This window comes from Citrobacter sp. RHBSTW-00944, assembly GCF_013615435.1.
GTDB lineage: Bacteria > Pseudomonadota > Gammaproteobacteria > Enterobacterales > Enterobacteriaceae > Citrobacter > Citrobacter braakii.
In genome coordinates, this window is sequence record NZ_CP055418.1 from 2,214,030 (window position 1) to 2,239,399 (window position 25,370).

Consider the following 25,370-nt stretch of genomic DNA (forward strand, 5'->3'; position numbering starts at 1 on the left):
ATGGCAGGTCATAGTAAATGGGCCAACACCAGACATCGTAAAGCAGCGCAGGATGCTAAACGCGGTAAAATTTTCACCAAAATCATTCGTGAGCTGGTGACAGCAGCCAAACTGGGCGGCGGCGATCCGGATGCTAACCCACGTCTGCGCGCCGCGGTTGATAAAGCGCTGGCAAATAACATGACCCGTGACACCCTGAACCGTGCAATCGCGCGTGGTGTTGGTGGCGACGATGATGCGAACATGGAAACCATCATCTATGAAGGTTACGGTCCTGGCGGAACAGCCGTTATGATTGAGTGTCTGTCTGACAACCGTAACCGTACCGTTGCGGAAGTGCGTCACGCATTCACTAAAACGGGCGGCAACCTCGGTACCGACGGTTCCGTAGCTTACCTGTTTAGCAAAAAAGGCGTGATCTCTTTTGAACAAGGCGACGAAGACGCCATTATGGAAGCGGCACTGGAAGCGGGCGCTGAAGACGTTGTGACCTTCGACGACGGCGCGATTGACGTTTACACCGCGTGGGAAGAGATGGGCAAAGTGCGTGATGCGCTGGAAGCGGCTGGTCTGAAAGCGGACGCGGCTGAAGTGTCTATGATCCCCTCCACCAAAGCGGATATGGATGCAGAAACGGCACCGAAGCTGATGCGTCTGATCGATATGCTGGAAGACTGCGACGACGTGCAGGAAGTTTACCACAACGGCGAAATCTCCGATGAGGTTGCTGCAACGCTCGAATGATGTGGTTAAGCCATAAACTAACAGGAGATGCGTGATGTCTATCATTCTCGGCATTGATCCGGGGTCGCGCATCACCGGTTATGGCGTAATCCGTCAGGTCGGCAGACAGCTGACCTACCTCGGTAGCGGCTGCATTCGCACCAAAGTCGACGATCTTCCATCACGTCTGAAGTTGATTTATGCGGGCGTGACGGAAATCATCACCCAGTTCCAGCCCGACTATTTTGCCATTGAGCAGGTCTTTATGGCGAAGAATGCCGACTCGGCGCTAAAGCTGGGGCAGGCGCGCGGCGTGGCGATCGTTGCGGCTACCAATCAGGATCTTCCGGTCTTTGAATACGCGGCCCGCCAGGTAAAACAGACCGTGGTGGGTATCGGCAGCGCGGAAAAAAGCCAGGTTCAGCATATGGTGCGCACGCTGCTAAAACTCCCGGCAAATCCGCAGGCGGATGCCGCGGATGCGCTGGCGATTGCTATTACCCATTGCCACGTCAGCCAGAACGCCATGCAAATGAGCGAGTCGCGGCTGAATCTGGCGCGAGGTCGGTTACGTTAGTGACAAATGAGGCTGGATATCTATCCAGCCTTTTTTTATGATAGCGCATTACCTTTTAGCCCTTAACGCAGGAGCGTCACGTGATAGGCAGACTCAGAGGCATCATTCTTGAAAAACAACCCCCGCTGGTCCTTCTGGAAACCTGCGGAGTAGGCTATGAAGTCCATATGCCGATGACCTGTTTCTACGAGTTGCCGGAAGCCGGGCAGGAAGCGATTATCTTCACCCATTTTGTGGTGCGTGAAGACGCTCAACTGCTATATGGTTTTAACAACAAACAAGAACGCACGCTGTTTAAAGAGTTAATCAAAACCAATGGCGTCGGGCCGAAGCTGGCGCTGGCGATCCTCTCCGGTATGTCTGCACAGCAGTTCGTTAATGCCGTTGAGCGCGAAGAGCTTGGCGCGCTGGTGAAATTACCGGGCATAGGTAAGAAAACCGCAGAGCGTTTGATTGTGGAAATGAAAGACCGCTTTAAAGGCCTGCATGGCGATCTCTTCACGCCGGCGGCGGACCTGGTCCTGACCTCTCCGGCCAATCCTGCAACGGATGACGCCGAGCAGGAAGCGGTTGCTGCGCTGGTGGCGTTAGGCTATAAACCACAGGAAGCCAGCCGCATGGTGAGCAAAATTGCTCGCCCTGATGCCAGCAGTGAAACCCTGATTCGTGAAGCGCTTCGCGCGGCATTGTGAGGTAAAGGATGATTGAAGCAGATCGCCTGATTTCGGCTGTCAGCACGACCCCTGAAGATCTGGTGGATCGCGCGATCCGCCCCAAATTGCTGGAAGAGTATATTGGCCAGCCTCAGGTGCGTTCGCAAATGGAGATTTTTATCCAGGCGGCGAAGCTGCGCGGTGAAGCCCTCGATCACCTGCTGATTTTCGGTCCTCCAGGTCTCGGTAAAACCACGCTTGCCAATATTGTTGCCAATGAAATGGGCGTTAATCTGCGCACCACTTCCGGTCCGGTACTGGAAAAAGCGGGCGATCTGGCGGCAATGCTCACCAACCTTGAACCGCACGATGTGCTGTTTATCGATGAAATCCATCGCCTGTCGCCGGTGGTGGAAGAGGTGCTGTATCCGGCGATGGAAGATTATCAGCTGGATATCATGATTGGCGAAGGACCAGCCGCACGTTCGATTAAGATCGATCTGCCGCCGTTTACCCTGATCGGGGCGACGACGCGCGCCGGTTCGTTAACGTCTCCGCTGCGTGACCGCTTCGGTATAGTACAGCGCCTGGAATTCTATCAGGTGGCAGACCTGCAGCACATTGTTGGACGCAGCGCCCGCTTTATGGGACTGGAAATGAGCGATGAAGGCGCATTGGAAGTGGCACGCCGCGCCCGTGGTACGCCGCGTATCGCCAACCGTTTATTACGCCGGGTACGCGACTTCTCCGAAGTGAAGCATGACGGCACAATTTCAGCAGATATCGCCGCTCAGGCACTGGATATGCTCAATGTGGATGCGGAAGGATTCGATTATATGGACCGTAAGCTGCTGCTGGCGGTTATCGATAAGTTCTTCGGCGGACCGGTAGGACTGGATAACCTGGCGGCGGCGATTGGGGAAGAGCGTGAAACCATTGAGGACGTGCTGGAGCCGTATCTGATTCAGCAAGGTTTTCTGCAGCGAACTCCGCGCGGACGAATGGCAACGGTGCGGGCGTGGAACCACTTTGGTATTACACCGCCGGAAATGCCATAAGATTCAATAATCCCTGATGGCGCTACGCCTGGCAGGCCTACGATATGATGCAGGCCTGACAGGCGTAAAACAGATTACTTCAGTTCATCAACCATGGTGATGGCGCGACCAATGTAATTGGCCGGCGTCATTGCTTTCAGGCGCGTTTTCTCGTCTTCAGGCAGCGCAAGACCGTCGATAAACTGCTTCATACCTTCGGCGTCAACGCGTTTGCCGCGGGTCAGTTCCTTCAGCTTCTCGTATGGTTTTTCAATGCCATAGCGACGCATCACGGTCTGGATCGGCTCTGCCAGCACTTCCCAGTTATGATCCAGTTCGTCCAGCAGATGATCGCGGTTCACTTCCAGTTTGCTCACACCTTTCAGCGTGGACTGATAAGAGATCAGCGCATAGCCAATCCCCACGCCCAGGTTACGCAGAACGGTAGAGTCCGTCAGATCGCGCTGCCAGCGGGAGACCGGCAGTTTGCTCGCCAGATGCTGCAGAACCGCGTTAGACAGGCCCAGGTTACCCTCGGAGTTTTCGAAATCGATTGGGTTCACCTTGTGCGGCATGGTGGAGGAACCAATTTCACCCGCGATGGTTTTCTGTTTGAAATGGTTCAGCGCCACGTAACCCCAGACATCGCGGTCGAAGTCGATCAGGATAGTATTGAAACGGGCGATGCAATCAAACAGCTCGGCAATGTAGTCGTGCGGCTCAATCTGTGTGGTGTACGGATTCCACTGGATGCCCAGCGAGGTGACAAATTCTTCGCTGAACTGATGCCAGTCCACTTCCGGATAAGCGGCGATGTGGGCGTTATAGTTACCGACTGCACCGTTGATTTTGCCGAGAATTTCGACCTGATTGAGCTGGCGGTACTGACGCTCCATACGGTAAGCCACGTTAGCCATTTCTTTGCCCAGCGTAGACGGGGTGGCTGGCTGACCGTGGGTACGGGAGAGCAGAGGAATATCGCGATACTGGACGGAAAGATCTTTCACCGCGTCGATAAGCTTGCGCCAGTACGGCAGAACCACTTCGTCACGGGCGGTTTTCAGCATCAGCGCGTGAGACAGGTTGTTGATGTCTTCTGAGGTACACGCGAAGTGGATGAACTCGGAAACAGCGTGCAGTTCCGGGATATCCGCCACTTTCTCTTTCAGGAAATACTCAACTGCCTTCACGTCATGGTTGGTCGTACGCTCAATGGTTTTGATACGCGCAGCATCTTCTTCATTGAAGTTAGCGACAATCGCATCAAGGAAACCGATTGCGTCGGCAGCAAAAGCAGGAACTTCCTTGATCGCTGCGTGCGCGGCCAGTTTTTGCAGCCAGCGTACTTCAACTTGTACACGGAATTTCAGCAAACCGTATTCGCTGAAAATCCCGCGCAGCGCGCTGACTTTATCGCCGTAGCGTCCATCGACAGGGGAAACGGCGGTCAGTGAGGATAATTCCATAGATCACAACTCCGGGGTTAAATGAGCAAGAATTTGTTTAGCCTGAGTCGTCAGGCGATTACGAGAAAACATGAGTTGCAGACGGCCTCCACCAACCTGATGCCAGAGCACGGCAGCGCGAATGCCAGCCAGCAGGGAAGCGCGTACTTTAGCCTGAACCTGTGGGCTCTGAAGGATGGCCGGGGAGCCCGTAACCTGAATACGTGGGCCGAGTGGGCTGATGACGTCAACATAAATGCCTGCCATCGCACTCATCAACGTTTCTGACTGCAAATCAAAATGGTCCAGTTGGCGCTGCAAGCCGTTGATGCGGTCTCCCAGCGTGTCCATCGCGCCTTTAGCGGCTGACAGCTTACGCTCCAGCACCATCAGGCTTAACGTGTAGCGGGTGAGTTCCGCGTTCAGCCCCTGACGACTGCTGGCGTTGAGCACGCCGAGCATCGTTTCCAGACCTAAACGCAGGTTGGCCTCGCTGCCGCCAAACACGCCCAGCGTAGAGCTGGGATTCATGTCGATGACACTGTTCAGTGAAACGTGCAATGCATCGGCATCACAATGCCCCTGGTGCGCCAGTTCCTGCACCAGGCGTGCCGACTGACAAATGCCTGCCAGAGCGAGGGTGATGTCATAATAATTCTTTGCCACGTTCACTGCTTCCTTGTATTAGATGTGTAAGTAATTATACCGGCAGAGGCAATCGTTGTTCGATAATGCCGCCGCCGAGGCACACTTCGCCATTGTAAAAGACAGCCGACTGACCCGGCGTTACCGCCGCGACTGGCTCGTCGAAAATGACTTCAATACGCTCAGCATCCAGCGCCTTAACGGTGCACGGAATGTCGGTCTGACGATAGCGGGTTTTCACCGTGCAGCGCATTGTGCCGGTGAACGGTTCGCGATCGACCCAGTGCAGCTGTTGCGCCACCAGGCCAACGGACATCAGACGCGGGTGTTCATGACCCTGAGCAACAACCAGAATGTTGTTCTCGACGTCTTTATCCACCACGTACCACGGATCTTCCGTGCCTTCTTTCGTCCCGCCAATGCCCAGACCTTTACGCTGACCCAGCGTGTGGTACATCAGCCCCTGATGTTGGCCAATCTCTTCGCCATCAACGGTGATGATTTTGCCAGGCTGAGCCGGCAGGTAACGACCGAGAAACTCGCGGAACTTACGTTCGCCGATGAAGCAGATACCGGTTGAGTCTTTTTTCTTGGCCGTAATCAGACCGAGATCTTCGGCAATTTTACGCACCTGCGGTTTTTCCAGTTCGCCGACCGGGAACAGGCTTTGCGCGATTTGTTCATGACCGAGCGTGTAGAGGAAATAGCTCTGGTCTTTATTGCCATCGAGTCCACGCAGCAGGCGGCTTTTGCCGTCGACGTCGGCGCGGCGCACGTAGTGACCGGTGGCGATATAATCGGCACCTAAATCTTCGGCGGCAAACTCGAGGAAGGCTTTAAACTTGATTTCTTTATTGCACAGAATATCGGGGTTTGGCGTACGGCCCGCTTTGTACTCTTCAAGGAACAGTTCAAAGACGTTGTCCCAGTATTCTGCGGCAAAGTTGACGGTATGCAGTTCAATGCCGAGTTTGTCACAGACAGCCTGCGCATCCGCAAGATCGGCGGCCGCTGTGCAATATTCCTCGCCATCGTCCTCTTCCCAGTTCTTCATGAACAGGCCTTCTACCTGATAACCCTGTTGTTGCAACAGCCAGGCAGAAACGGAGGAATCGACACCGCCGGACATGCCGACGATCACTTTTTTTGGGCTTTCAGACATAGGAATACTCACGACATTGAACTTCAAGGCGGCATATTCTAGCACGCAGCCCCTTACTTGACACCCTCTGTAAACGGCCAGTTAAATTCGCCGATCATCGCCAGCGGGTAGCGCTGTCCGCTCTGATAGCAACGAATACTCTCCGCAACCAACGGCGAACGCAGATTTGGCGCTGAGAGAACCTCTTCTGCGCTGACCCAGCGGCAGCAATCTATATCGCTGTCATGAGGTTCAGTAGCGCACATATTGGCAAGCTCGATAGAAAACAGAAAACGTAAAAAGGGCGTTTTGTCCGGCGCAATCCATTGATGCATCCGGATGAAGTGTTGCGGCTGCGCTTTGATGCCCGTCTCTTCCCACAGTTCGCGAGCGGCGGCTTGCACCAGGGTTTCATCCGCTTCCAGATGTCCTGCAGGTTGATTCCACAGGGCTTTGCCATTGATTGTTTCCTCAACGACTAAGAACTTATCTTCTGCATGCACAATGCAGGCGACCGTGACGTGCGGTTTGAACATACCTGTTCCTTATTCAGTTAGTTGCATCCCGCCATTGACCGTTGGCGAGATTTTCCAGCGTGTAATCTCCCATGGCATAGCGGATGAGGCGCAGCGTCGGGAATCCAACATGCGCTGTCATACGACGAACCTGGCGGTTACGGCCTTCATATAAAGTAACTTTCAGCCAACGGGTGGGGATATTTTTCCGTTCCCGAATAGGCGGATTTCTCGGCCACAGCCAGGTGGGTTCCTCTACTATTTCAATACCTGCGGGTAGCGTGGGACCATCATTGAGCGTCACCCCGGTACGCAGCGCATCCAGCGCTTCTGCTGTCGGCTCGCCTTCGACCTGGACGTAATAGATTTTCCCCGTGCGCTTGCCGGGTTGCGTTAACCGCGCCTGCAGCGCGCCGTCATTGGTCAGCACCAAAAGTCCTTCGCTGTCCCGGTCGAGTCGGCCCGCAGCATAGATTCCCGGCACGGGAATAAAATCTTTTAACGTGCTTCTGCCCGCCTCGTCAGTAAATTGTGGCAAAACATCGTAGGGTTTATTGAACAAAACCACGCGTTTTGGCTGGTTTTCTTTACGCTGTTTGGTGACTTGTCGTGAGCTGAATCGCTCAACCCGGTGATTTCTAAAAGAAGTTTTTTGCATGGTATTTTCAGATTATATCAATTGCCGCATTATAGCCTAAGAACGAGTGTCTTTCATGGCGACGAACATTAGGGTAGTATTGACATGCTCATTACAAAACATTAACAAAAAATTGCTCTAACGCATTCGTGCAGCAGGACGCAAACGCACATGCAGCGCGATGACAGACGAGCAGAACCAGAAGCGCTCGAAGGAGAGGTGAATGGAAAGCAAAGTAGTTGTTCCGGCGGAAGGTAAGAAGATCACCCTGCAAAACGGCAAACTCAACGTTCCTGAAAATCCGATTATCCCGTTCATTGAAGGCGACGGTATCGGCGTTGATGTAACCCCACCGATGATCAAAGTTGTCGATGCTGCTGTCGAGAAAGCCTATAAAGGCGAGCGTAAAATCTCCTGGATGGAAATCTACACCGGCGAGAAATCCACTCAGGTTTATGGCCAGGACGTCTGGCTGCCTGCTGAAACCCTTGATCTGATTCGTGAATATCGTGTTGCCATCAAAGGCCCACTGACCACCCCAGTTGGCGGCGGTATTCGCTCTCTGAACGTTGCCCTGCGTCAGGAACTTGACCTGTATGTCTGCCTGCGCCCGGTGCGTTATTACCAGGGCACGCCTAGCCCGGTTAAGCACCCTGAACTGACCGACATGGTCATCTTCCGTGAAAACTCCGAAGATATCTACGCAGGTATCGAATGGAAAGCGGACTCTGCAGATGCCGAGAAAGTGATTAAATTCCTGCGCGAAGAGATGGGCGTGAAGAAAATCCGCTTCCCGGAGCATTGCGGTATTGGTATCAAACCGTGTTCTGAAGAAGGGACTAAACGTCTGGTCCGTGCGGCGATCGAATACGCCATCGCTAACGATCGTGATTCTGTTACCCTGGTACACAAAGGTAACATCATGAAATTCACCGAAGGCGCGTTCAAAGACTGGGGCTACCAGTTAGCGCGTGAAGAATTCGGTGGTGAACTGATCGACGGCGGTCCTTGGGTGAAAATCAAGAACCCGAAAACCGGCAAAGAGATCGTGGTTAAGGATGTTATCGCCGATGCGTTCCTGCAACAGATCCTGCTGCGTCCGGCTGAATATGATGTGATTGCCTGTATGAACCTGAACGGCGACTACATCTCCGATGCGCTGGCCGCACAGGTTGGTGGTATTGGTATCGCGCCGGGCGCGAACATCGGCGACGAATGTGCGCTGTTCGAAGCAACCCACGGTACTGCACCGAAGTATGCAGGTCAGGATAAAGTGAACCCAGGTTCCATTATTCTGTCCGCTGAAATGATGCTGCGCCACATGGGTTGGGTAGAAGCGGCTGACCTGATCGTTAAAGGTATGGAAGGCGCAATTAACGCCAAGACCGTAACCTATGACTTCGAACGTCTGATGGACGGCGCTAAGCTACTGAAATGTTCAGAGTTTGGTGACGCGATCATCGAAAACATGTAATCCACATTCTGGGTTGTATGAGAACGGGAGCCGATTGGTTCCCGTTTTTTTATGCCCTCGAAAATTCTTCCCCAAAACTTTCCCCAAAACTCTTCCCCAAAACCCCCTCGTTTTTACCCCGTTTTTACCCCAACAACGACCCAGCCTTTCCCTCGATCGTCGTTATATTTATCCGTCATTTTTCTGGTCTTGTGACCCAGTAGTTTCTGAGTATCCAGACCCTGTTCACGATACAGTCGCTCCGATAAAGAACGCTGTTCATGGAAAGTTGGGGGCGTACCGTTTTTCCACTCCAGGCCACTTTTGTCTCTGGCTTTTTTAAAAGTGGATGTCAGGCAGTTGCTCGACACTCGATCACCTCTATTGGCCTGGGATGTGGTGTGCCTGAAATGAACAAGATATTTACTGACAACCGCATCCCGACATTTTGAAATAACATCTCTGAGAGTGAGGCCCAGCACCTCGCATTTAAGATCTAATGGAATAGCCAGACGAGAACCTGTTTTTTCCTGCTCGATATGGAGCATGTCATCCCATACATCGGTGAACTTCATATTGCATATATCACCAAGACGCTGACCAGTGATTAGTGCTAATAACATGCCACACTGAAGATAAGGTTGCTGCTGTCCCGCCGTCTTATAAATAACGCTCCATTCTTCAAAGGAAAGACGCTGCCTTGTTATTCTGTTTCTCGGTTGCTTAGTGGCTTGCGCCGGATTGTATCCGGGGGCAACGTGTCCAGCATGTTGCGCCTCTTTAAAAACATCGATGAGCACCATTCTGACTACCTGAGCCATGCGATTGTGGCCTTCGGCTTTAATGGTATCCGTTATTTCTGCAATATCGAGGGCTGAAATATCCTTTAGATGTTGCAGGCCACAGTGTTCTCTGAATAAACGAACAGGCTTACCTTTTTGAAGAAAGGAGTTTGGTTTAAGCTCGTTATTTTTAAGCCTTTCCTCCTGAATGCCTATGTATTTATCGAGCCACTCAGTAACAGTAATCTCAGTGCGCCTGCCTTTCATCCGTGCCAGGCGATCATTCACGCTCAGGATCTGCCTAGTTCGCTGTTCAGCTATGATTATGTTAGCTTCTGTGGCGACTTGTTTAGCCTCGGATTCATCGGTTCCAAGGCTGTGAAAACGACCTGAAATAGGATGTTTATATTGCCAATATACCTTACCGGTGCGCTTATCCAACTTGCAGTACAGGTTAGGGATTGGTATTTTGTGAGTGCGTGGTCTAGCAGCCATCAGCAATTATCCGTTGTAATCTTGGGCTGGCCGAAGTCGGAATTTTCGGTTCTGCAAGCATCCCTACAAATCGAGCATTACGATCAACCATCCAGCAGCGACCAACCTTAATTGCTGGAGGAGCCATCATTTTTCCCTTTGCATATTTTTTCAATATGCGTTCACTTGGTGCTTGCTCTCCAAATTCCTCTTTTGCCCAGTCAAGTAAGGGGATCATTCGCGACATTATTTTCTCCATACAACCCGGCTGCACCCGGGCTTACAAAATTATAATTTACTGCTAGCTGGCATAGGTGGGACAGCATAGAGCGGTCCTGGCGCAACATCGTGACGACGCCATCGGATATCGCAGGTTCTTTCTTCACCTTCTTTGTGCCAGGCAACGACATCTGCCACTGGCTCGGCGTTCCTACCTGCCAACACCTCATCTACCACCTTCAACATATCAGCGAGAATGTAAGCTCTGTTCCCTCCGTTTGAGTACTGGGTATCATGCTGCAGGTGTTCGCGTATCTGGTGCAGGCGATCGAGTGATACAGGACCTTGCACCGGGTGGTTGTTAGTTGCCATGAGTTAGTCCTTCACAAAAATAATCCAGTGGGTTTTGTCGTTCTTCCCGGTACGCTGTCCAATTGCAGGTTTCACATCTGTAAGCGCCAGAATCTGGCTAACCGGGATCTGCGTCTCGTTCCATTTGAATATGAGCACGCCATGTGGCCGCAGTACGCGAAAAGCCTCTTTGAAACCGGCGCGTAAGTCAGAGCGCCACGTTTTTTTGTTCAGTCGCCCGTATTTTTTGCCCATCCAGGCAGACTGGCCAACGCGCTCGAGGTGCGGTGGGTCAAACACCACAACTGGAAAAGAAGAATCAGCGAACGGCAGTGAACGAAAGTCTGAAATCAGGTCGGGACTGATAACCAGGCGCCGACCGTCGCACAGCTCGTGCTCTTCGGCGCGAATATCAGTGAAAACGGCGCGGGTGTCCTGCTTGTTGAACCAGAACATGCGGGAGCCACAGCACATATCGAGAATGGAGTGCTCAACCATTCCAGGCCTCCAGCTCGTTCTGGATTTCCTCGTCGATCTCGTCATTGGTGGCGTCTTCGTTCAGATAGTCGCGCGCCTCTTTGAGATACTGTTCACGGCGTTCGTGGTACCAGGCAGAGAACTCCGGCGACCATCCTCGATTAGCCCCCTGAAAATCTACCATCGCATTATCCTCAGCCATACGTTCGACCATGCAATCAGCGGTGGTCAGGGCGCATTCCCGGATGTAACTGCGAAGGTGGTGCTTACGCCAGTACGGACCGTATTTTGAATCGCAGCAGCTTTTAAATTCGACAGTCCAGCGACGGATGCAACGTGCGTTCAGTGATTTACTCATTGTGTTGCTCCCTGTCTGGCTCTATTCAATAACTGGTTAAACATCATGGTTAGGCTGTTACTGCACCCAAACGGCATATCGTTAACACGGTATGTTGGAATGCCCTTGCGAACACCAGACTTCACGATCCGGCCGGTGCCATAGAGTTGCGATAATGCGCCAGCGACCGCGGGCGTCGTTTTGTTCATACCTTTGGCGATTTCACCGCTGGTGGTATTCGGATGAGCCTGGAGATATTCAAATACGGTCATGGCGTTTTACCTTTACGTTCCTGTTCCAGTTGCACCAGAGACTCTTTTAATGCTGCGAACGTAGCTTCCAGTCTGGTGGCTACTTCGCGCATAAGCGGTGCATGCTTTGGTGGCAATTCAGCAACGGAGGCAAAAGCCTCCGCAACGAGTTCTTTTACCTTCATGCGGCGCATTGGCGCAGCTCCACAAGTTCGTTAAAGCGATTCATGAACAGGCCATAGGCTTGACCAGGACGGAGGGGGATAACCTGAACGAGATCAGAGCAGGGAATACCTTCAAGAATTTGCCACTTCGAACCGTCATCTATTTCCAGATCACGGCGCTCGGTAGCTAACATGGTTAGATCGGCATATTTCACGACGGCAGCTTGCTCAAGCTGGATACCGAATTTAAAGCGGATAAGACCATCAATATAAGTTTCCATGCGCTGGTAGTCAGGCAGCAAGGCTTTGAGCGGGGCCGGAATATCCTGGCAATATGCCTCCGCAGCGTCGTGCATCAGCGCTTCAAAGGCGAACTCTGGCGGCACAATCTGGCTTACAAGCACAGAGTGCTGAGCCACGCTATAGAACTCTGGGAGATGCCCAGCGAATCGACAGATGTTGGAAAGAGCAGTCGCGATATCCTCAACATCGATATCGTCGATTGTGGCGGTCAGGTAGTTAAATTTTTTACCGGATAATGTCTGAATGTAGCTCATGGTTTTCTCCATATTGGCGCGCTGCACCGCGCAGATTTTGGTTGCAAGAATCCCTCGCCGGGTGGCGATAATTAATGGAATTACGCTTCAATAAATCCCCGCGGCGCCGGGGATTTAATGCAGAGCAATTAGGCTTTAAAGTTACCGATGAAAGTTTCCACTGATTCACCTTCGAACTTGCTGATCAGCAAATCGCGGAATTCGTTGGCGATCTCTTCTTCCTGGGCTTCAAGTTGGACGATGCGCAGAACAAAGCAGGGTTCATCGCTGGTCAGCAGGCTGTTACGCAAGCTAAAGCGGCGTTCGCCCAGACCTTCATACGGCACACATTTGAACTCGAACGCCACAGGCATTACGTCTTTGCTGCTTGCTTCAACGCTTTGCATCAGCGATTTTTTACCAGCGAAATCACCAGTTTCATGGTCTTGCTGTGTTGCTTGCTGAATAGTGATACGACGCACAGCCTGAGCAGCCTGGGAAATCTGCATCGTATTGCCATCAGCATCAAACGCCAGAAGGTAATCGCTCCAGTCTTCCAGCCATTCGGCGATTTGCTTTTGCTTCAGGCGTTGACCATCGATCTGCAGTAGCGCGCGGAACGGGGCGGTTTTCTTCAGGGTGATTGAAGCAACGTTATCGGCGTGACCGGGATTATCCAGGGTGCCGATGTTGAACACTGAACGAGCGGTCATGTTGTCAGCGTCAATAAAGCAACGAGCTGGCTCACTGTCGCTGGCGTAACCTTTAGAATAACGTGCGAAGTCATCAATACTGGTTGTGGTCATTGCACCACGAAAGCGGAAACGCTCCAGAGAAAAGCGCTCGAGGCTTTCAATGCCAGTACCCTCTGGCAGTAATGCGGTCGGGCAGGCCAGGCCATGAATATCATTCAGGTGATAACCGGAAAGAACCAGGTCTTTGACCTGCTTGAAGGTGCCGCTGTCTAACTGAGACATAAAAATTCCTTATTAACTGATGATCAAATTGGTATCAATGAGTTTGTTGTTGCGGATCATTGAGCCGCTTTAAGCTTTCCATCTACCGCGCCAGTGATCCCGAACAGCTGACCCTGATCTTCTTGCAGGATGGTGAGCTTCCCGCCTTTGTTGACCCACATCGGGGTTTCGGTTGTGTCCTCCTCGGAGGCTTTACCACGCGGTGTTGGGGTGCTGTAGTTCAGCTTGTGCTTGATCTTGACGCGCTTCTCTTCAACGGAATTACCCATGCGCTCAAAATCAAATGTGAGGACTACTTTGCCTTTGTTGCCGTTGTTCAGAACCCCAAGCGCGGTGGTATTAAGTGCTGCCGCGATTTTGTTCATGAACACGCCGGCATCCAGTTCGCCAAGAAAATCTGGCACTACGGTCATGCGGTCATTACTCATGGTTTTACCCTCGTTAAGGCGGCTGCCACCGCCGAACTTTCTCCATACACAACAGAGAAGGGCACCTGCATTGGTCGGCGGCTTGCAGATACCGCTTTCTTTTTACCCGGGTGGATTGGGTTATGAGCCCGTCGCCCGGTGATGCCCTTTTCTGTTGCGTAAAAAGGGCGGTACCGAGATAGAACATTATCTTCGTCCCCCTTGCATAAGGTTGAAGACCCTGGTACCGCCAAGACTACACACAGCAATACTGGAACTACGGTTATCACGGTCCTAAGCGTGATTTGGTTGTGGTTGCTGGTGCTGAACTCCAGCTCAGTGGCGCGGTGTTTCAATATCGTAACCGCCCGTTCCATCCGCGTTCGATCAGTCCGTATGTTCGCTTAGAACGTTTCGCCTGCTTATCTTTTCTCAACCGTTTGACGGTCAGCCCCGCCATTTACCACAACGAAGAGAGCACTGCCGGTGTTCGAATCGAACGAACCTTTTCCCTGCCCAACCCTCCCAACTGAATGGGACTGTCTGGAATCGAACCAGCACTTATGCCTTGCTCGTCAATGCTCTCGTCGTTGCGCCCTGAAAAAGGCTGGCGGTTACCGGACAAGTGGGAAAACACCGGGCCGCCAGAACAGGGAGTTACTTGTTATTGCTTTAGCCTGCTTTTAACCACATCAGGCGCGGTGGTAGGTATCTTCGGGCGGGGCGCTGGCGACCAACCAGCTACAACCCCTACGGTATTTACACTCCACGCCGTGGGTTAACGGCTCCGTATCGTGGCTGAGTTTCTGTTGCTGGTGGTCAAGCCAGCTTCGCAACCCCTCCCGAAGACACCTGTCAGCGAATCATCCGGTTATTCATACGCCACCGGCGGCTACTTCGTGGGCGTCCTGCCTGTTCGCTACTGATGAATGAAATCTAACTTAACTTAGCTTTTAGATCAAGAAAAAACACCAAACTATTCTTAGCTTGATGTTAAGAGGAAGGTTAGAGGTGGGTTAAAGCTCGTACTGAACGCCTTTGACAACTCCGATGATCAGGCAATTACCGTTTATTGAAATGTTTGGATAGCGTGGATTTAAGGGAACTAAGAACTTTTGAGGCCCATCGATGACTAGTTTTTTTACAGTAGCCTCGTTTGTCCCATCAAGTCTGGCTACGACTATCTTTCCATTAAGTGGCTCTGCATCAGGGTCCACTATGACTGTTGCCCCTTCAGGGATTGTCGGAAGACCATTAGGGTTTGTCATCGAATCACCTTTGACCTCCAATGCAAAGGAGCTATCACCAATCCTGAGTGATGTTTCTACCCACTTATCTACTTCACTGAAAACTTCTGCTGCTTTACATTCTGTAAACTGTCCAGCCTGAACCCAAGAGATCACCGGAATCCTTCGCATCTTGGTTATCAGATTTCCTTCGAATTCAGTGCCATAGAGTATGTAATCAATTGAAGTATTGAAATACTTTGCAAGTTTCGAAAGTGACTCACCGCCTGGCACATTAATGTCTTTTTCCCAATACCCAACCGCCACATCGCTAACACCACAGAACTTACCCAGTTCTTTCTGCGAAGTTTTGGTTACGCGCCTGAGAGCTTTGATACGCTGACCGACAGTTTCCATTTGAACACCATAAAAAATTAAAAGGCTAAGCAATCTTAGTTTTTATTGACCAAAGTTAGATTGGTTATTAATATCTAATCAAACTTAGCTGAGGAGGCATTATGACAACCGATGACATTGAAAACTACTTCGGCAGTACTGAGAAAGTTGCCGAATTTTTTGGAATCACAAGCGAGGCCGTTTACCAGTGGCGTAATAGAACTGGTCGCCTAATCCCGAAAGGACGTGCAGCAGAAGCAGCCTATCGGACTGGGGGGAAATTGGTTTTCCATCCCGACCTTTACGAAAAGCGTAGTGAAGCTTCAGTAAAACTCAAACCACAGGAAAAAGGAATAAACCGTGGGTAACGAACCTATTTGGAAAGTCGAACGTCAGCCAGCCTGGCTGGTGGTCGCGATTAAAAAGACGATTACCGATCTGCCTGGTGGCTACGCCGAAGCTGCGGAATGGTTGGGCGTGACAGAGAACGCATTGTTTAACCGCCTTCGTGTGGATGGGGATCAGATCTTCCCTATGGGATGGGCGATGGTGCTACAGAAAGCAGCCGGTGTTAGCTACATAGCAGATGCGTTTTCTCGTCAAACAGATAACGGTATTCATATCCCTGGCGCAGCACCAGAAACAGAGAACGAAGAAATTGGCTTAAAGCTGGCTGAGCTGGTGGGCAGGCTTGGGGATCTGGTCAACGCATACCGTCGATACATCGATGATGGTGTAGTTGATAAAGGGGAGTGGGACAGCCTGAATGAAATCGCCTACCAGTTCCGGGTAACGCTTATGACGTTCCTGAACCTGATTTCACGAGTTTATTGCCTTCCAGAAAAGAGTGACGCCCGCGAGTGTGCAGCTCCGGGCGCCTTGGCGAACAACTCTTCGAGTATGGAGAAATAATCCGCATGAGCAGTTTAACGGCTTTTAACCGTCTACCGCAACTCAGGATGATCCCGGTTTCGGGTACTCCGTTGTTTCGGTATGAGCGCAGATTATCAAACCGCTGGGTTCCGTGTAACCACAGTAGGGCGGTTTCAATTGTGGGGGTCTACAACCGGAGGGCAAAACGCCTGTGCGCGAACTTAACCGAAGGTTCAAAGATCACCGCGGAGTGCCTGTCCGTGTTATCCGCTGGGAGCCAGAAACACAGCGTGTTATCTACCTGCGTGATGGCTACCCGCACGAATGCTTCAGCCCACTTGAGCAGTTCCTACGGAAATTCAGGGAAATGAATAAATCGAGTAGTGTAAGCATTGAGAATCACTACCTAAATCAACCTGAAGGAAAAGACCATGACTGAAGCCGATATCGTATTTGATTACAAATTTAACAGCCCATTACATCGTTTAATCATGTTGTTTATCCAAGTAAGCGGAAGCGGTGATGGGGGTAAAGAAAAGCTTATTTCAGATAAGAGATTTACAGACATATGCTGTTGCAGCTCAGCAGATTTTATAAGCGCTATCAATTACCTGACCGAAAACGGCTTTCTTTTGAGAAAAAATTACGGGATGCAGTTCGGTGAGGCTACCAGCGGTTATGTCATTACTGTGCCGGATTGGTTAAGGAAGGAACCATGGGAACATTGATTCAGTTACTTGATCGTCCAATTGCTTACAACCCGGCTTTTGCCAAGCTGAGAGTTGGCAAAGTTAAAGCTGGCCCGGTTGCGGCTGTTTTTCTTTCGCAGATGGTCTACTGGCATAACCGTATGGATGGCGGCTGGATGTATAAGACCCAGGCAGATATTGCCAGCGAGACTGCATTAACCCGTGATGAACAGGAAACGGCTCGCAAACGTCTGATACAGCTTGGCGTTCTGGAAGAAGATCGCCGTGGTGTCCCAGCAACGATGCACTACCGCATTAATCCTGAACGCCTGGAAGCGCTGCTGCTTGAAACTACGCAGTCAGTGAAGAAGGCCGCACCTCAGAACAAAACCAGATTGCGGAACATCCAGAATGTGGAAATGCCGCAATCTGGATTGGTGCAGTCCCGCAAACTAGATTGCGGTGATTCCACAAACAAGGATGTGGAAACCCCGCAAACAAGTATGGGACAACCCAACGAACAAGCCTGCGGGGATCCCACAAACTTTCATACAGGAGATTACACAGAGAATACTCAGGAGAGTACACAGGATAAAAAAACTTATTGTCCGGTTGCGCAGCAACCCGACCCTGAAGTTGTGATTACCGACCAGGCAAAAAAGGTTTTAACCCATTTGAACCAGACCACCGGCTCAAGATTCCAGGTATGCAAAACCTCGCTTGAGCATATCCGCGCTAGGCTGCGAGAAGGTTTTACCCCTGAAGAGATGGTGATGGTCATCGACTACAGCAAAGAAAAATGGGGGGCTGATATCAAGATGGCTGAATACCTCCGCCCAACAACGCTGTTTATCCCGTCAAATTTTCCTGGCTACCTCCAGTCTGCAAATCGCTGGGATTCTGCTGGGCGTCCGGAACGTAAGGATTGGGGAAGGGCACGAAAGCATGACCCAATGAAATTCGGCCCGGTCGATACCAAAATCCCAGAGGGGTTCAGAGGGTGACGTTAAACAAATATTGCCAGGCGCTGGCGGTACTGCGTAGCCAACCAACCCATGAATTGAAAGAAGTTGGCGATCAGTGGCGGACACCGGATCTGCTTTTTTGGGGGATCAACGCGCAATTTGGTCCATTAGTTCTGGACCTGTTTGCAGACGACGACAACGCGAAGTGCCCGGCATGGTACACCGCCGAAGATAACGCGCTGACGCAGGACTGGTCTGAACGTCTGGCAGAACTGGGTGGCGCTGGCTATGGCAACCCACCGTATAGCCGTTCGCAGTACCACGAGAAACAGGCGATCACTGGTATGACGCACATCATGAAGTACGCAGCAGCCCAGCGCGAGAAGGGCGGTCGCTATGTATTCCTGATAAAAGCTGCGCCGAGTGAAACGTGGTGGCCGGAAGATGCCGATCACATTGTATTCATTCGCGGGCGCATTGGGTTCGATCTGCCTGTGTGGTTTGTACCTGCTGACGAAAAACAGAAACCCACCAGCGCGTTTTTTGCCGGTGCCATAGCTGTATTCGATAAGTCATGGCGTGGTGAGCGGTTCAGCTATATCAACCGCACAGAACTGGAGGAAAAAGGTCGGGCATTTATGGCGCTGGCTCAATTCGCTGTTGGAAAAGAGCCGACAATTGCAATGCGTGCACCCCAGGAGCCAGTCATACCATCGGAAACTGAGTCACGTATCTGGCCTCTCGAAGTTGGTCTGGTGTTTAACCAGGTGGAAGGCGTTGACGTATTGAGTGAGGCTCAGCAGAACAAGCTGAAAGCCAACATCAATCAACTCTGGTTGGAACGAACGGCCACCAGCGAAATCATTACTGCAGCCTCTGAACTTGTTCGCAATATGCGGGGAGAGGCCGCGTGAAACTGATCCTGCCTTTTCCTCCGAGCGTGAACACTTACTGGCGCGCCCCTAACAAGGGGCCGCTGGCCGGTCGTCACCTCATTAGCGCTGATGGCCGTAAATACCAAAGCGCTGCCTGCGTGGCGATCATTGAGCAATTACGACGTCTCCCGAAGCCATCGACTGAACTGGCAGCGGTAGAAATCACTCTGTACCCGCCGGATGCGCGCCGCCGGGATATCGATAATTACAACAAAGCCCTGTTTGACGCGCTGACGCATGCGGGTGTCTGGGAAGACGACAGCCAGATTAAGCGCATGCTGGTGGAATGGGGACCCGTAGTGCCGAAAGGTCGGGTAGAGATAACGATCAGCAGATATGAACCGGCGGGTGCAGCCGCCTGATATGGAGAAAAGTATGAGCCAATTAGCAACAACAGCATTAACCATGTCCAGCAGCGATATTGCTGAGCTGGTGGAATCACGACATGACCATGTTAAACGGTCCATTGAACGCCTGGCAGAGCGCGGTGTTATTGAACTCCCCCCAATGGGGGAAGTTAAAAATCACCTCAATCAGTCGGTATCGGTTTATCTGATAGGGAAGCGGGACAGTTATATCGTTGTCGCGCAGCTGTCGCCGGAGTTTACCGCGCGTCTGGTTGATCGCTGGCAGGAGCTTGAGCAGGCACAGCAGCAGACGATTCCTCAATCATTCTCTGAAGCCCTACGTCTTGCAGCTGACCTTGCAGAACAAAAACAGCAGTTGACTAACGAACTGGCTGCCGCGGCGCCGAAGGTAGCGTTTGTTGATCGGTACTGTACAGCCAGTGGGTCAATGTCATTCCGCCAGGTGGCAAAACTGCTTAAGGCCAAAGAGCCAGATCTGCGGTTATTCCTCCTTGAGAACGACATCATGTATCGCCTTGGCGGAACGATGACTCCACGGCATCAGCATATTGATGCGGGCCGTTTTGAAGTGAAAACCGGCACATCCGTAACCTCAAATCATGCATTCAGCCAGGCACGTTTCACGGCGAAAGGCGTGCGCTGGATTGGTGGACTGTGGGCAGAACACATTGCCAGGGGGCAGGTCGCGTGAGAGCTCTGCTTACCCCCGAGATCGCCCATCGTATGGGGATTGTGCTGTTCCGTCCCGGAGCGGAACTGATGCACCTCTTCATGCGTGGTCGCGTTCTGCTCGAGCCTGAACCAGAAGAAATGGCGTCATTCAGTACCGGGGCTGTTCCGGCAGCCATTCAGCCGCTGGCTGATGATCCGGTAATGCGTCAGGTCTTCGAGAATGAGAGGGTTATTCAGCGTGCCGGTGGGATTTCTTCCCTTGAGCAATGGTTGAGTAATCGGTTTGAATGCCAGTGGCCACATTCAACGTGGCACGACAAGAACTTCACAACAATGCGGCACCCACCAGGAAGCATTCGCCTGTGCTGGCATTGCGATCACACTTTGTCGGGGCAGCATACCGAACAGCTTGCAGGTATAGCGGCCGGAAACCTGGTATCCTGGATTCTGGAAGTCATTCGGCGTGATTCTGGTTTTCCCGAGTCGCATATCCTGACGCTTCCGGAACTGTGCTGGTGGATGGTCAGAAACGACCTGGCTGATGTTATTCCGGAAAGCGTTGCGCACAAGGGGCTACGCCTTCCGGATGAGAAGATCCGCTCGGTCATGAGGGAAAGCGACATTGTGCCTTCCGCTTCTGCAACCAGCCTCGTGCAGGAGAAGGCGAAGAAGATCCTCACGCTCTCTGTTGATCCGGAATCTCCAGAATCTTTCATGCTCAGGCCAAAGCGACGCCGCTGGATAAATGAGACTTACACCCGCTGGGTTAAAACACAACCCTGTGAGTGTTGCCGACGGCCAGCAGATGATCCGCACCATATCGTAGGGCACGGTATGGGGGGGACAGCAACAAAAGCCCATGACCTCTTCGTGATCCCTCTGTGCAGAGAGTGCCACGACGAGTTACACGCCGATGTACCTGCATTCGAGCAGAAGCATGGTACGCAGCTTGAGCTGCTACTGCGTTTTATGGATCGGGCGCTGGCGATCGGCGTAATTGCGAAAGCTTAAGTGTATGGAGAAAAGTAATGCGTGATATTCAAATGTTGCTCGAAAGATGGGGGGGGTGGGCTGCCAGTGACAGCTCTGGTGTGGACTATTCTCCTATTGCTGCAGGATTTAAGGGGCTGTTGCCGCAAACAGGTAGAGCCCGACCGTCATGTACTGACGATGATGCGCTGATCATCGAAGGGTGCCTGGCGCGATTGAAAAACCGAAAACCATATGAGCATTCACTTCTTGTTGCCCACTACCTATACGGAATATCTAAGAGGAAGATTGCGAAAGCGCGTAAAAAAGATGAGAAATTGATACGCATCGAGATACAGATGGCAGAAGGATTTATAGACGGATGTTTGGCTATGCTTGATATTCGACTTGACATGGATGATTGATTGTTAAAATCAAGACTGCCGGTTAGCCTTGAGGCCCGGCAGTATCTGGTAGTTGGCTCGAACGTGATGAGGCTTCAAGGATAGAGTCGCTGCCAATAGAAACGAGTATTTCAATTGTCTTGGCCTTTGCCTGCATCAGCCTGGCTTCAATTTCAGGGGTTAAATGCTCTGAGCTTAGCTGTTTTTCGATCTCAGCTAAATCTCGTTTACACTTCGCTCGTTTAGCTGCATCTTCTGGTGATTCAAACCCATGCCTAGAAATGAACCAATTCATCACGTAGGTAAGGACAGCAGCAACACCAGGCACAAGGGCATAAGCAACCGTCCTCCACACGCTGTTGGGGTCTGTAAGAACTGCACCAACTAAAACGCTAAGTATTGCTCCCCAACCACCAGTGGAAAGTGTCGCTTTTCCAGTACTTAAACCTTTACTTTGAGAACTCATTTTGGTTTTGAATTCTCCGAAATAGCCTCATCAATAAGGCTGGTAAGCATTTTGCCGTTTTTTCTTGGTACCTTAACTATGAGTGTTTTAGTTGTACCAGTATCTTCATCGTGATACCGGAACTCAAAGGTCCTGGTAGGAAACAATCGACGCCATAGCAAAGCAGATGCCGAATAGCAGAAACGACTAAAGGTAGGAATGATCATAATCACTCCTATCCAGAAGATCAGTTGTGCTATCTGCAAGTTTAATGCCACGTTAATCAAACCTCAGCAGGGCGTTTTCGCTTAACTTTGGTTATAGCATACTTGGTTGAAGCATTACGTGCAGTGAAAGTTTTTGTTGTTTTGAGGTCAACGACAAACAAATCTTCTTTGGTGAAACTAACGATACCATTTTGGACTTGATGTATAAAAAGTTGATCCTCAAACGAAACTGCATGTTCCTCTCCGAGGTACTCAATCCTCCAACCTTTTGTTCCTTCAAAGTTTATTTGGACGAATCTTACGTTTACTTCTTCCACTGATTCTTCTTTTTCCAGCAAAGTGCCCCTGGGAAGTGGTTTTATTTCCTCAGTTTCTTCACCTTCCAGGCGGACGACTTCGATACCGTCTTCATTCAGAACTTTGAACACTGCGCCTTCTTTCCCGTCTAAAGGTGCGCGCACAACGTTCACTAAAGCATTCCTAATTTCTGGATCAGTCACTAGCTTTGCTACAGAATCATGACAAACAATCTCTTCACCTTCGAGCTCAAGAACGGATTGGTTTGTACCTGCTCGTTTCGTGATGGAAATGACTTTCTTACTTCCCAACTGTCGAATTAACGATAATGCAGGTGCACCAATTGCTGCGCCGGCTAACCCTGTCAATCCGATCACTTTCGCAACATTGATTGCATGTGGGACAAGTTCCATCATCGTATAGGATACGCCGAGAGAGCCAGCCTCAGCCGGGTTTGTCACCATCAACTTCACAGTTTGTTGACCGTCGTTAAGCCGTTTATCGGCGGCTGAAATTAAATCAGCCATAGAACCTATGGAAATGCTAAGTGTTTTTGCATCAATTTTATGCTGTGCCAATTCAGTGTCTTCTGCATCATAGAAGATCTGAAAAGAAGTAGTATTGGTCACTATTTGCTCGCTATGGTTTGATTTTTTTCCATAAAATACCTGTTTTAATAATAAAAAACATTATTGCGGTCCGCAAAAAGTAATGTAACGTGTTAAGAGTGGTTACTTAGACGCGTACTTAACATCATTAAAAACCTCGCTACAGCGGGGTTTTGTCGTATTCAGGGCTGCCATTTGGCGGCCTTTTCTATTTCAGGCTCTGGGAATCACCCTTACTTTTACCTTTGCATAAGAGCCCAGAAGCCTGATCCTCCTTTCATCACACAGCGCCATCCGAAGAATCGGAGGTGAGAGACCATGAAAATGCACAACGACCCTCACTCCTGGACGGAGTTAATTGAGTTACTTCATAGCTGGTGGCGCGGTGATACGCCAATTGGCGCAGTTCTTTTATCGGTAGCGATGGCTGTACTGCGGATTGCATATGGTGGTGGCGGCTGGAAAAAGATGGCGCTGGAAGGGTTGATGTGTGGCGCTATGACGCTGACGGCTGTTTCCGCACTCGAGTATTTCAGCCTTCCACAGTCTCTTTCCATTGCTATTGGTGGCGCGCTGGGTTTCGTTGGCGTTGAGCAGGTGCGCTCAGTGGCCACACGCGTTTTCAATGTTCGCTTTGGTGGCGACGCCAAGTAAGGGATCCCCATGAACCAACAACAATTTCAGCAGGCGGCTGGTATCAGCGCCGGGCTTTCTGCACGCTGGTTTCCGCACATTGATGCTGCAATGAAAGAGTTTGGAATCACAGCAGTTACCGATCAGGCCATGTTCATTGCACAAGTTGGGCATGAATCTGCTGGTTTTACCTCGCTGGTCGAGAGCTTCAACTACTCGGTCGACGGGCTGAAGAAAACCTTTGGTAAACGCCTGACGCCTTATCAGTGTGAAATGCTGGGGCGTGTCGATGGTAAGCAGGTGGCCCACCAGCCGCAAATAGCCAATCTGGTTTATGGTGACCGCATGGGGAATAACAGCCAGGGTGACGGCTGGAAATATCGCGGTCGTGGCCTGCTTCAAATCACCGGCCGCGAGAACTACGCCAAATGCGGTGCGGCGCTGAAGCTGGATCTGATCAGCACACCTGAGTTGCTGACACAGGAGAAACATGCAGCCCGTTCTGCTGCATGGTATTTCACATTACGTGGTTGTCTGATGTATTCAGGTGATGTTGTCCGTGTAACGCAGATCATCAACGGTGGCCAGAATGGACTGGCTGACAGAAATAGTCGTTATAACAAAGCGCGGGCGGCGTTGCTGGTATGACAGCGGTCTTTGCTTTTGTTAAGGGGCGGTGGAAAACAATCATTGTTTTGCTGATGTTGGCTGGTGCATTTCTTGCCGGGAACATCTGGAGTGAGCGGGGCTGGCAAAAGAAGTGGGCTGACCGCAATAGCATGGAATCTTCACAGGAAGCGAACGCGCAGACTGCCGCACGCTGGATTGAACAAGGGCGCATAATTGCCCGTGATGAGGCTGTAAAAGATGCACAAGCACAAGCCGCAAAATCTGCTGCCACTGCTGCTGGTCTGTCTGCCACTGTTAGCCAGTTGCAGCAGCAAGCCAAAAAACTCGCCACCCGCCTGGACGCCGCAAAGCACACCGCAGATCTTGCCACTGCCGTCAGAAGCAAAACAGCCGGAGCCCATGCCAGAATGCTCGCCGACATGCTCGGACGCCTTGCAGAAGAAGCTCGATATTATGCTGAACGATCTGATGAAAGCCACAGGGCAGGAATGACATGTGAGCGTGTTTACGACTCGGTAAGAGAGTCGAATAACAAAAGGGTTGAATGATGAATGTCGAAAATCTGACCGAAGCATATTACATCAACAACGGGATAAAAGAGCTACAACGACAGAAAGGCATACTGGAAAGTGGTGATGGGCTTGGTGTGACAATTCAGTCCACCTATCAGGATAAAGCCTTTCTCGATGCTATTCGCCCGCATGCAGTGGCTGAACTTAATCGCCGAATTGAGGAAAAGAAAGCCGTGCTGGTTAGTCTTGGCATCTCATTCACTTAATGTGATGGGCATTACAGCAGGAGTTCAGTATTCCTGCTGTAGATTACGATAATTTAGAATTGAACCCCGAGCTTCTTACAGAGTCTGGTTAATAGTTCGCCAGTGTTGTAGTAGTCCTGCACCCCAATCGCAGCCCCACACGATGAGCACTGAATAAACATAACCCTATAACGGGACCCAGCTACAACAGTTTCCTTCATTTCAAACCTAGTTGAAGTACATTTAGGACATGTAGTTACAGCCATTAAAAGCTCCTCAAGAGGAAATCAGTCATTCCTCTATAGAATAATTCGCCAACGTCCCACCGCTGGCGGACTGAGAATTCAGATTATCCCCTTTCGTAAACTCATTCAATTGATATGGTTTTTGCGCATCGCACGCGCACATCAAAGAGAGTCTTTCAGTAGTGAGCTTGGGTAAACCGTTAACTCTTGGCGGTTTTACCGTGCGACAG

37 protein-coding genes are annotated in these 25,370 nt (G+C 51.0%); 19 read left to right on the top strand and 18 right to left on the bottom strand.

Features of this window, described 5'->3' with window-relative positions; translation table 11 throughout:
* The 4 genes from HV334_RS10580 to ruvB all read left to right on the top strand — a co-directional run bounded on the left by HV334_RS10580 (position 1) and on the right by ruvB (position 3,011).
* Positions 1-744: a YebC/PmpR family DNA-binding transcriptional regulator gene (locus HV334_RS10580; protein ID WP_016153413.1), complete on the top strand. Its 744-nt coding sequence runs from the start codon at positions 1-3 to the stop codon at positions 742-744.
* Between the two features lie 34 nt (positions 745-778).
* Complete coding sequence (gene ruvC, locus HV334_RS10585; protein WP_003034867.1) at positions 779-1,300, top strand: crossover junction endodeoxyribonuclease RuvC; 522 nt, start codon at positions 779-781, stop codon at positions 1,298-1,300.
* An 80-nt stretch (positions 1,301-1,380) separates the two neighbouring features.
* Entirely contained in the window at positions 1,381-1,992 is a 612-nt protein-coding gene (gene ruvA, locus HV334_RS10590) for a Holliday junction branch migration protein RuvA (protein ID WP_181221660.1), read from the top strand.
* An 8-nt stretch (positions 1,993-2,000) separates the two neighbouring features.
* Entirely contained in the window at positions 2,001-3,011 is a 1,011-nt protein-coding gene (gene ruvB, locus HV334_RS10595) for a Holliday junction branch migration DNA helicase RuvB (protein ID WP_016153411.1), read from the top strand.
* Positions 3,012-3,085: 74 nt separating this feature from the next.
* Here the strand turns inward: ruvB and purB are convergent, their stop codons facing one another.
* Genes purB through rluE form a run of 5 tightly spaced genes read right to left on the bottom strand, consistent with a single transcriptional unit; the run spans position 3,086 to position 7,394 of the window.
* Positions 3,086-4,456, bottom strand: coding sequence for an adenylosuccinate lyase (gene purB, locus HV334_RS10600; protein ID WP_181221662.1), 1,371 nt, complete (start codon positions 4,454-4,456; stop codon positions 3,086-3,088).
* Between the two features lie 3 nt (positions 4,457-4,459).
* A complete protein-coding gene (gene hflD, locus HV334_RS10605; RefSeq protein ID WP_016153409.1) occupies positions 4,460-5,101 on the bottom strand; it encodes a high frequency lysogenization protein HflD in 642 nt (213 codons plus the stop codon).
* A 34-nt stretch (positions 5,102-5,135) separates the two neighbouring features.
* Positions 5,136-6,242: a tRNA 2-thiouridine(34) synthase MnmA gene (gene mnmA, locus HV334_RS10610; RefSeq protein WP_003832402.1), complete on the bottom strand. Its 1,107-nt coding sequence runs from the start codon at positions 6,240-6,242 to the stop codon at positions 5,136-5,138.
* A gap of 53 nt (positions 6,243-6,295) precedes the next feature.
* Positions 6,296-6,757, bottom strand: a complete 462-nt coding sequence (locus tag HV334_RS10615; protein WP_016153407.1) for an NUDIX hydrolase — start codon at positions 6,755-6,757, stop codon at positions 6,296-6,298.
* 13 nt (positions 6,758-6,770) lie between these two features.
* On the bottom strand, positions 6,771-7,394 hold the full coding sequence (gene rluE / locus HV334_RS10620) for a 23S rRNA pseudouridine(2457) synthase RluE (RefSeq protein WP_049040526.1): 624 nt from the start codon (positions 7,392-7,394) through the stop codon (positions 6,771-6,773).
* Between the two features lie 202 nt (positions 7,395-7,596).
* Between rluE and icd the strand changes: the two genes are divergently transcribed.
* Entirely contained in the window at positions 7,597-8,847 is a 1,251-nt protein-coding gene (gene icd, locus HV334_RS10625; protein ID WP_003030769.1) for an NADP-dependent isocitrate dehydrogenase, read from the top strand.
* A gap of 113 nt (positions 8,848-8,960) precedes the next feature.
* Here icd and HV334_RS10630 read toward each other — a convergent pair whose 3' ends face one another.
* From HV334_RS10630 to HV334_RS10680, 11 genes are all read right to left on the bottom strand, one after another.
* Positions 8,961-10,103, bottom strand: a complete 1,143-nt coding sequence (locus tag HV334_RS10630) for a phage integrase Arm DNA-binding domain-containing protein (protein WP_181221664.1) — start codon at positions 10,101-10,103, stop codon at positions 8,961-8,963.
* Entirely contained in the window at positions 10,093-10,329 is a 237-nt protein-coding gene (locus HV334_RS10635) for an excisionase (RefSeq protein WP_048241187.1), read from the bottom strand. Before HV334_RS10635 ends, HV334_RS10630 begins: the two co-directional genes overlap by 11 nt.
* 41 nt (positions 10,330-10,370) lie before the next feature.
* The gene (locus HV334_RS10640) at positions 10,371-10,673 is read right to left on the bottom strand and encodes a hypothetical protein (RefSeq protein ID WP_181221666.1); all 303 of its coding nucleotides are present in this window, start codon (positions 10,671-10,673) and stop codon (positions 10,371-10,373) included.
* A 3-nt stretch (positions 10,674-10,676) separates the two neighbouring features.
* The gene (locus tag HV334_RS10645; RefSeq protein ID WP_048241184.1) at positions 10,677-11,150 is read right to left on the bottom strand and encodes a class I SAM-dependent methyltransferase; all 474 of its coding nucleotides are present in this window, start codon (positions 11,148-11,150) and stop codon (positions 10,677-10,679) included.
* Complete coding sequence (locus HV334_RS10650; RefSeq protein ID WP_181221668.1) at positions 11,143-11,487, bottom strand: hypothetical protein; 345 nt, start codon at positions 11,485-11,487, stop codon at positions 11,143-11,145. The genes HV334_RS10645 and HV334_RS10650 overlap by 8 nt, the downstream gene beginning before the upstream one ends.
* Complete coding sequence (locus tag HV334_RS10655; protein WP_181221670.1) at positions 11,484-11,738, bottom strand: hypothetical protein; 255 nt, start codon at positions 11,736-11,738, stop codon at positions 11,484-11,486. Before HV334_RS10655 ends, HV334_RS10650 begins: the two co-directional genes overlap by 4 nt.
* Positions 11,735-11,911, bottom strand: coding sequence for a hypothetical protein (locus HV334_RS10660; RefSeq protein WP_001253787.1), 177 nt, complete (start codon positions 11,909-11,911; stop codon positions 11,735-11,737). Before HV334_RS10660 ends, HV334_RS10655 begins: the two co-directional genes overlap by 4 nt.
* Entirely contained in the window at positions 11,899-12,438 is a 540-nt protein-coding gene (locus tag HV334_RS10665) for an HD family hydrolase (RefSeq protein ID WP_181221672.1), read from the bottom strand. Before HV334_RS10665 ends, HV334_RS10660 begins: the two co-directional genes overlap by 13 nt.
* Positions 12,439-12,566: 128 nt before the next feature.
* A complete protein-coding gene (locus HV334_RS10670; RefSeq protein ID WP_181216600.1) occupies positions 12,567-13,394 on the bottom strand; it encodes a DUF2303 family protein in 828 nt (275 codons plus the stop codon).
* A gap of 56 nt (positions 13,395-13,450) precedes the next feature.
* The gene (locus HV334_RS10675) at positions 13,451-13,822 is read right to left on the bottom strand and encodes a hypothetical protein (RefSeq protein WP_001515608.1); all 372 of its coding nucleotides are present in this window, start codon (positions 13,820-13,822) and stop codon (positions 13,451-13,453) included.
* 995 nt (positions 13,823-14,817) lie between these two features.
* The gene (locus tag HV334_RS10680; RefSeq protein ID WP_048217445.1) at positions 14,818-15,444 is read right to left on the bottom strand and encodes a LexA family transcriptional regulator; all 627 of its coding nucleotides are present in this window, start codon (positions 15,442-15,444) and stop codon (positions 14,818-14,820) included.
* Positions 15,445-15,545: 101 nt separating this feature from the next.
* Between HV334_RS10680 and HV334_RS10685 the strand changes: the two genes are divergently transcribed.
* From HV334_RS10685 to HV334_RS10730, 10 genes are all read left to right on the top strand, one after another.
* Positions 15,546-15,791, top strand: coding sequence for a Cro/CI family transcriptional regulator (locus HV334_RS10685; RefSeq protein WP_000205493.1), 246 nt, complete (start codon positions 15,546-15,548; stop codon positions 15,789-15,791).
* On the top strand, positions 15,784-16,335 hold the full coding sequence (locus HV334_RS10690; protein WP_045445262.1) for a YmfL family putative regulatory protein: 552 nt from the start codon (positions 15,784-15,786) through the stop codon (positions 16,333-16,335). Before HV334_RS10685 ends, HV334_RS10690 begins: the two co-directional genes overlap by 8 nt.
* Before the next feature lie 172 nt (positions 16,336-16,507).
* Positions 16,508-16,735: a DUF4222 domain-containing protein gene (locus HV334_RS10695; protein ID WP_232190547.1), complete on the top strand. Its 228-nt coding sequence runs from the start codon at positions 16,508-16,510 to the stop codon at positions 16,733-16,735.
* Positions 16,728-17,024, top strand: a complete 297-nt coding sequence (locus HV334_RS10700; RefSeq protein WP_047411977.1) for a hypothetical protein — start codon at positions 16,728-16,730, stop codon at positions 17,022-17,024. Before HV334_RS10695 ends, HV334_RS10700 begins: the two co-directional genes overlap by 8 nt.
* Complete coding sequence (locus HV334_RS10705) at positions 17,012-17,989, top strand: conserved phage C-terminal domain-containing protein (RefSeq protein WP_080076403.1); 978 nt, start codon at positions 17,012-17,014, stop codon at positions 17,987-17,989. Before HV334_RS10700 ends, HV334_RS10705 begins: the two co-directional genes overlap by 13 nt.
* Positions 17,986-18,864, top strand: a complete 879-nt coding sequence (locus HV334_RS10710; RefSeq protein ID WP_080076404.1) for a phage N-6-adenine-methyltransferase — start codon at positions 17,986-17,988, stop codon at positions 18,862-18,864. The genes HV334_RS10705 and HV334_RS10710 overlap by 4 nt, the downstream gene beginning before the upstream one ends.
* Positions 18,861-19,247, top strand: a complete 387-nt coding sequence (locus tag HV334_RS10715; protein WP_000767088.1) for a RusA family crossover junction endodeoxyribonuclease — start codon at positions 18,861-18,863, stop codon at positions 19,245-19,247. The genes HV334_RS10710 and HV334_RS10715 overlap by 4 nt, the downstream gene beginning before the upstream one ends.
* Positions 19,248-19,260: 13 nt before the next feature.
* Positions 19,261-19,944, top strand: coding sequence for a phage regulatory protein/antirepressor Ant (locus HV334_RS10720; protein ID WP_001704138.1), 684 nt, complete (start codon positions 19,261-19,263; stop codon positions 19,942-19,944).
* Positions 19,941-20,936, top strand: coding sequence for a DUF968 domain-containing protein (locus HV334_RS10725; RefSeq protein ID WP_181221674.1), 996 nt, complete (start codon positions 19,941-19,943; stop codon positions 20,934-20,936). The genes HV334_RS10720 and HV334_RS10725 overlap by 4 nt, the downstream gene beginning before the upstream one ends.
* A gap of 17 nt (positions 20,937-20,953) precedes the next feature.
* Positions 20,954-21,319, top strand: a complete 366-nt coding sequence (locus tag HV334_RS10730; protein WP_069219402.1) for an antiterminator Q family protein — start codon at positions 20,954-20,956, stop codon at positions 21,317-21,319.
* Between the two features lie 22 nt (positions 21,320-21,341).
* Here HV334_RS10730 and HV334_RS10735 read toward each other — a convergent pair whose 3' ends face one another.
* Together HV334_RS10735 and HV334_RS10740 are read right to left on the bottom strand one after the other, a co-directional pair.
* Entirely contained in the window at positions 21,342-21,764 is a 423-nt protein-coding gene (locus HV334_RS10735; protein ID WP_003826156.1) for a hypothetical protein, read from the bottom strand.
* A gap of 262 nt (positions 21,765-22,026) precedes the next feature.
* Positions 22,027-22,896 (bottom strand): hypothetical protein, encoded by an 870-nt coding sequence (locus tag HV334_RS10740; RefSeq protein WP_069219401.1) that lies wholly within the window; start codon positions 22,894-22,896, stop codon positions 22,027-22,029.
* 297 nt (positions 22,897-23,193) lie between these two features.
* Here HV334_RS10740 and HV334_RS10745 point away from each other — a divergent pair, with 297 nt between their 5' ends.
* Genes HV334_RS10745 through HV334_RS10760 form a run of 4 tightly spaced genes read left to right on the top strand, consistent with a single transcriptional unit; the run spans position 23,194 to position 24,916 of the window.
* A complete protein-coding gene (locus HV334_RS10745) occupies positions 23,194-23,529 on the top strand; it encodes a phage holin, lambda family (protein ID WP_181221676.1) in 336 nt (111 codons plus the stop codon).
* 9 nt (positions 23,530-23,538) lie between these two features.
* Positions 23,539-24,156 carry a glycoside hydrolase family 19 protein gene (locus HV334_RS10750; RefSeq protein ID WP_087051087.1) on the top strand — a complete coding sequence of 206 codons (618 nt, stop codon included), beginning with the start codon at positions 23,539-23,541 and terminating at the stop codon, positions 24,154-24,156.
* Positions 24,153-24,686, top strand: coding sequence for a DUF2514 domain-containing protein (locus tag HV334_RS10755; protein ID WP_181221678.1), 534 nt, complete (start codon positions 24,153-24,155; stop codon positions 24,684-24,686). Before HV334_RS10750 ends, HV334_RS10755 begins: the two co-directional genes overlap by 4 nt.
* Entirely contained in the window at positions 24,686-24,916 is a 231-nt protein-coding gene (locus tag HV334_RS10760) for a hypothetical protein (RefSeq protein ID WP_181221880.1), read from the top strand. The genes HV334_RS10755 and HV334_RS10760 overlap by 1 nt, the downstream gene beginning before the upstream one ends.
* The last annotated feature ends 454 nt before the right edge of the window (positions 24,917-25,370 follow it).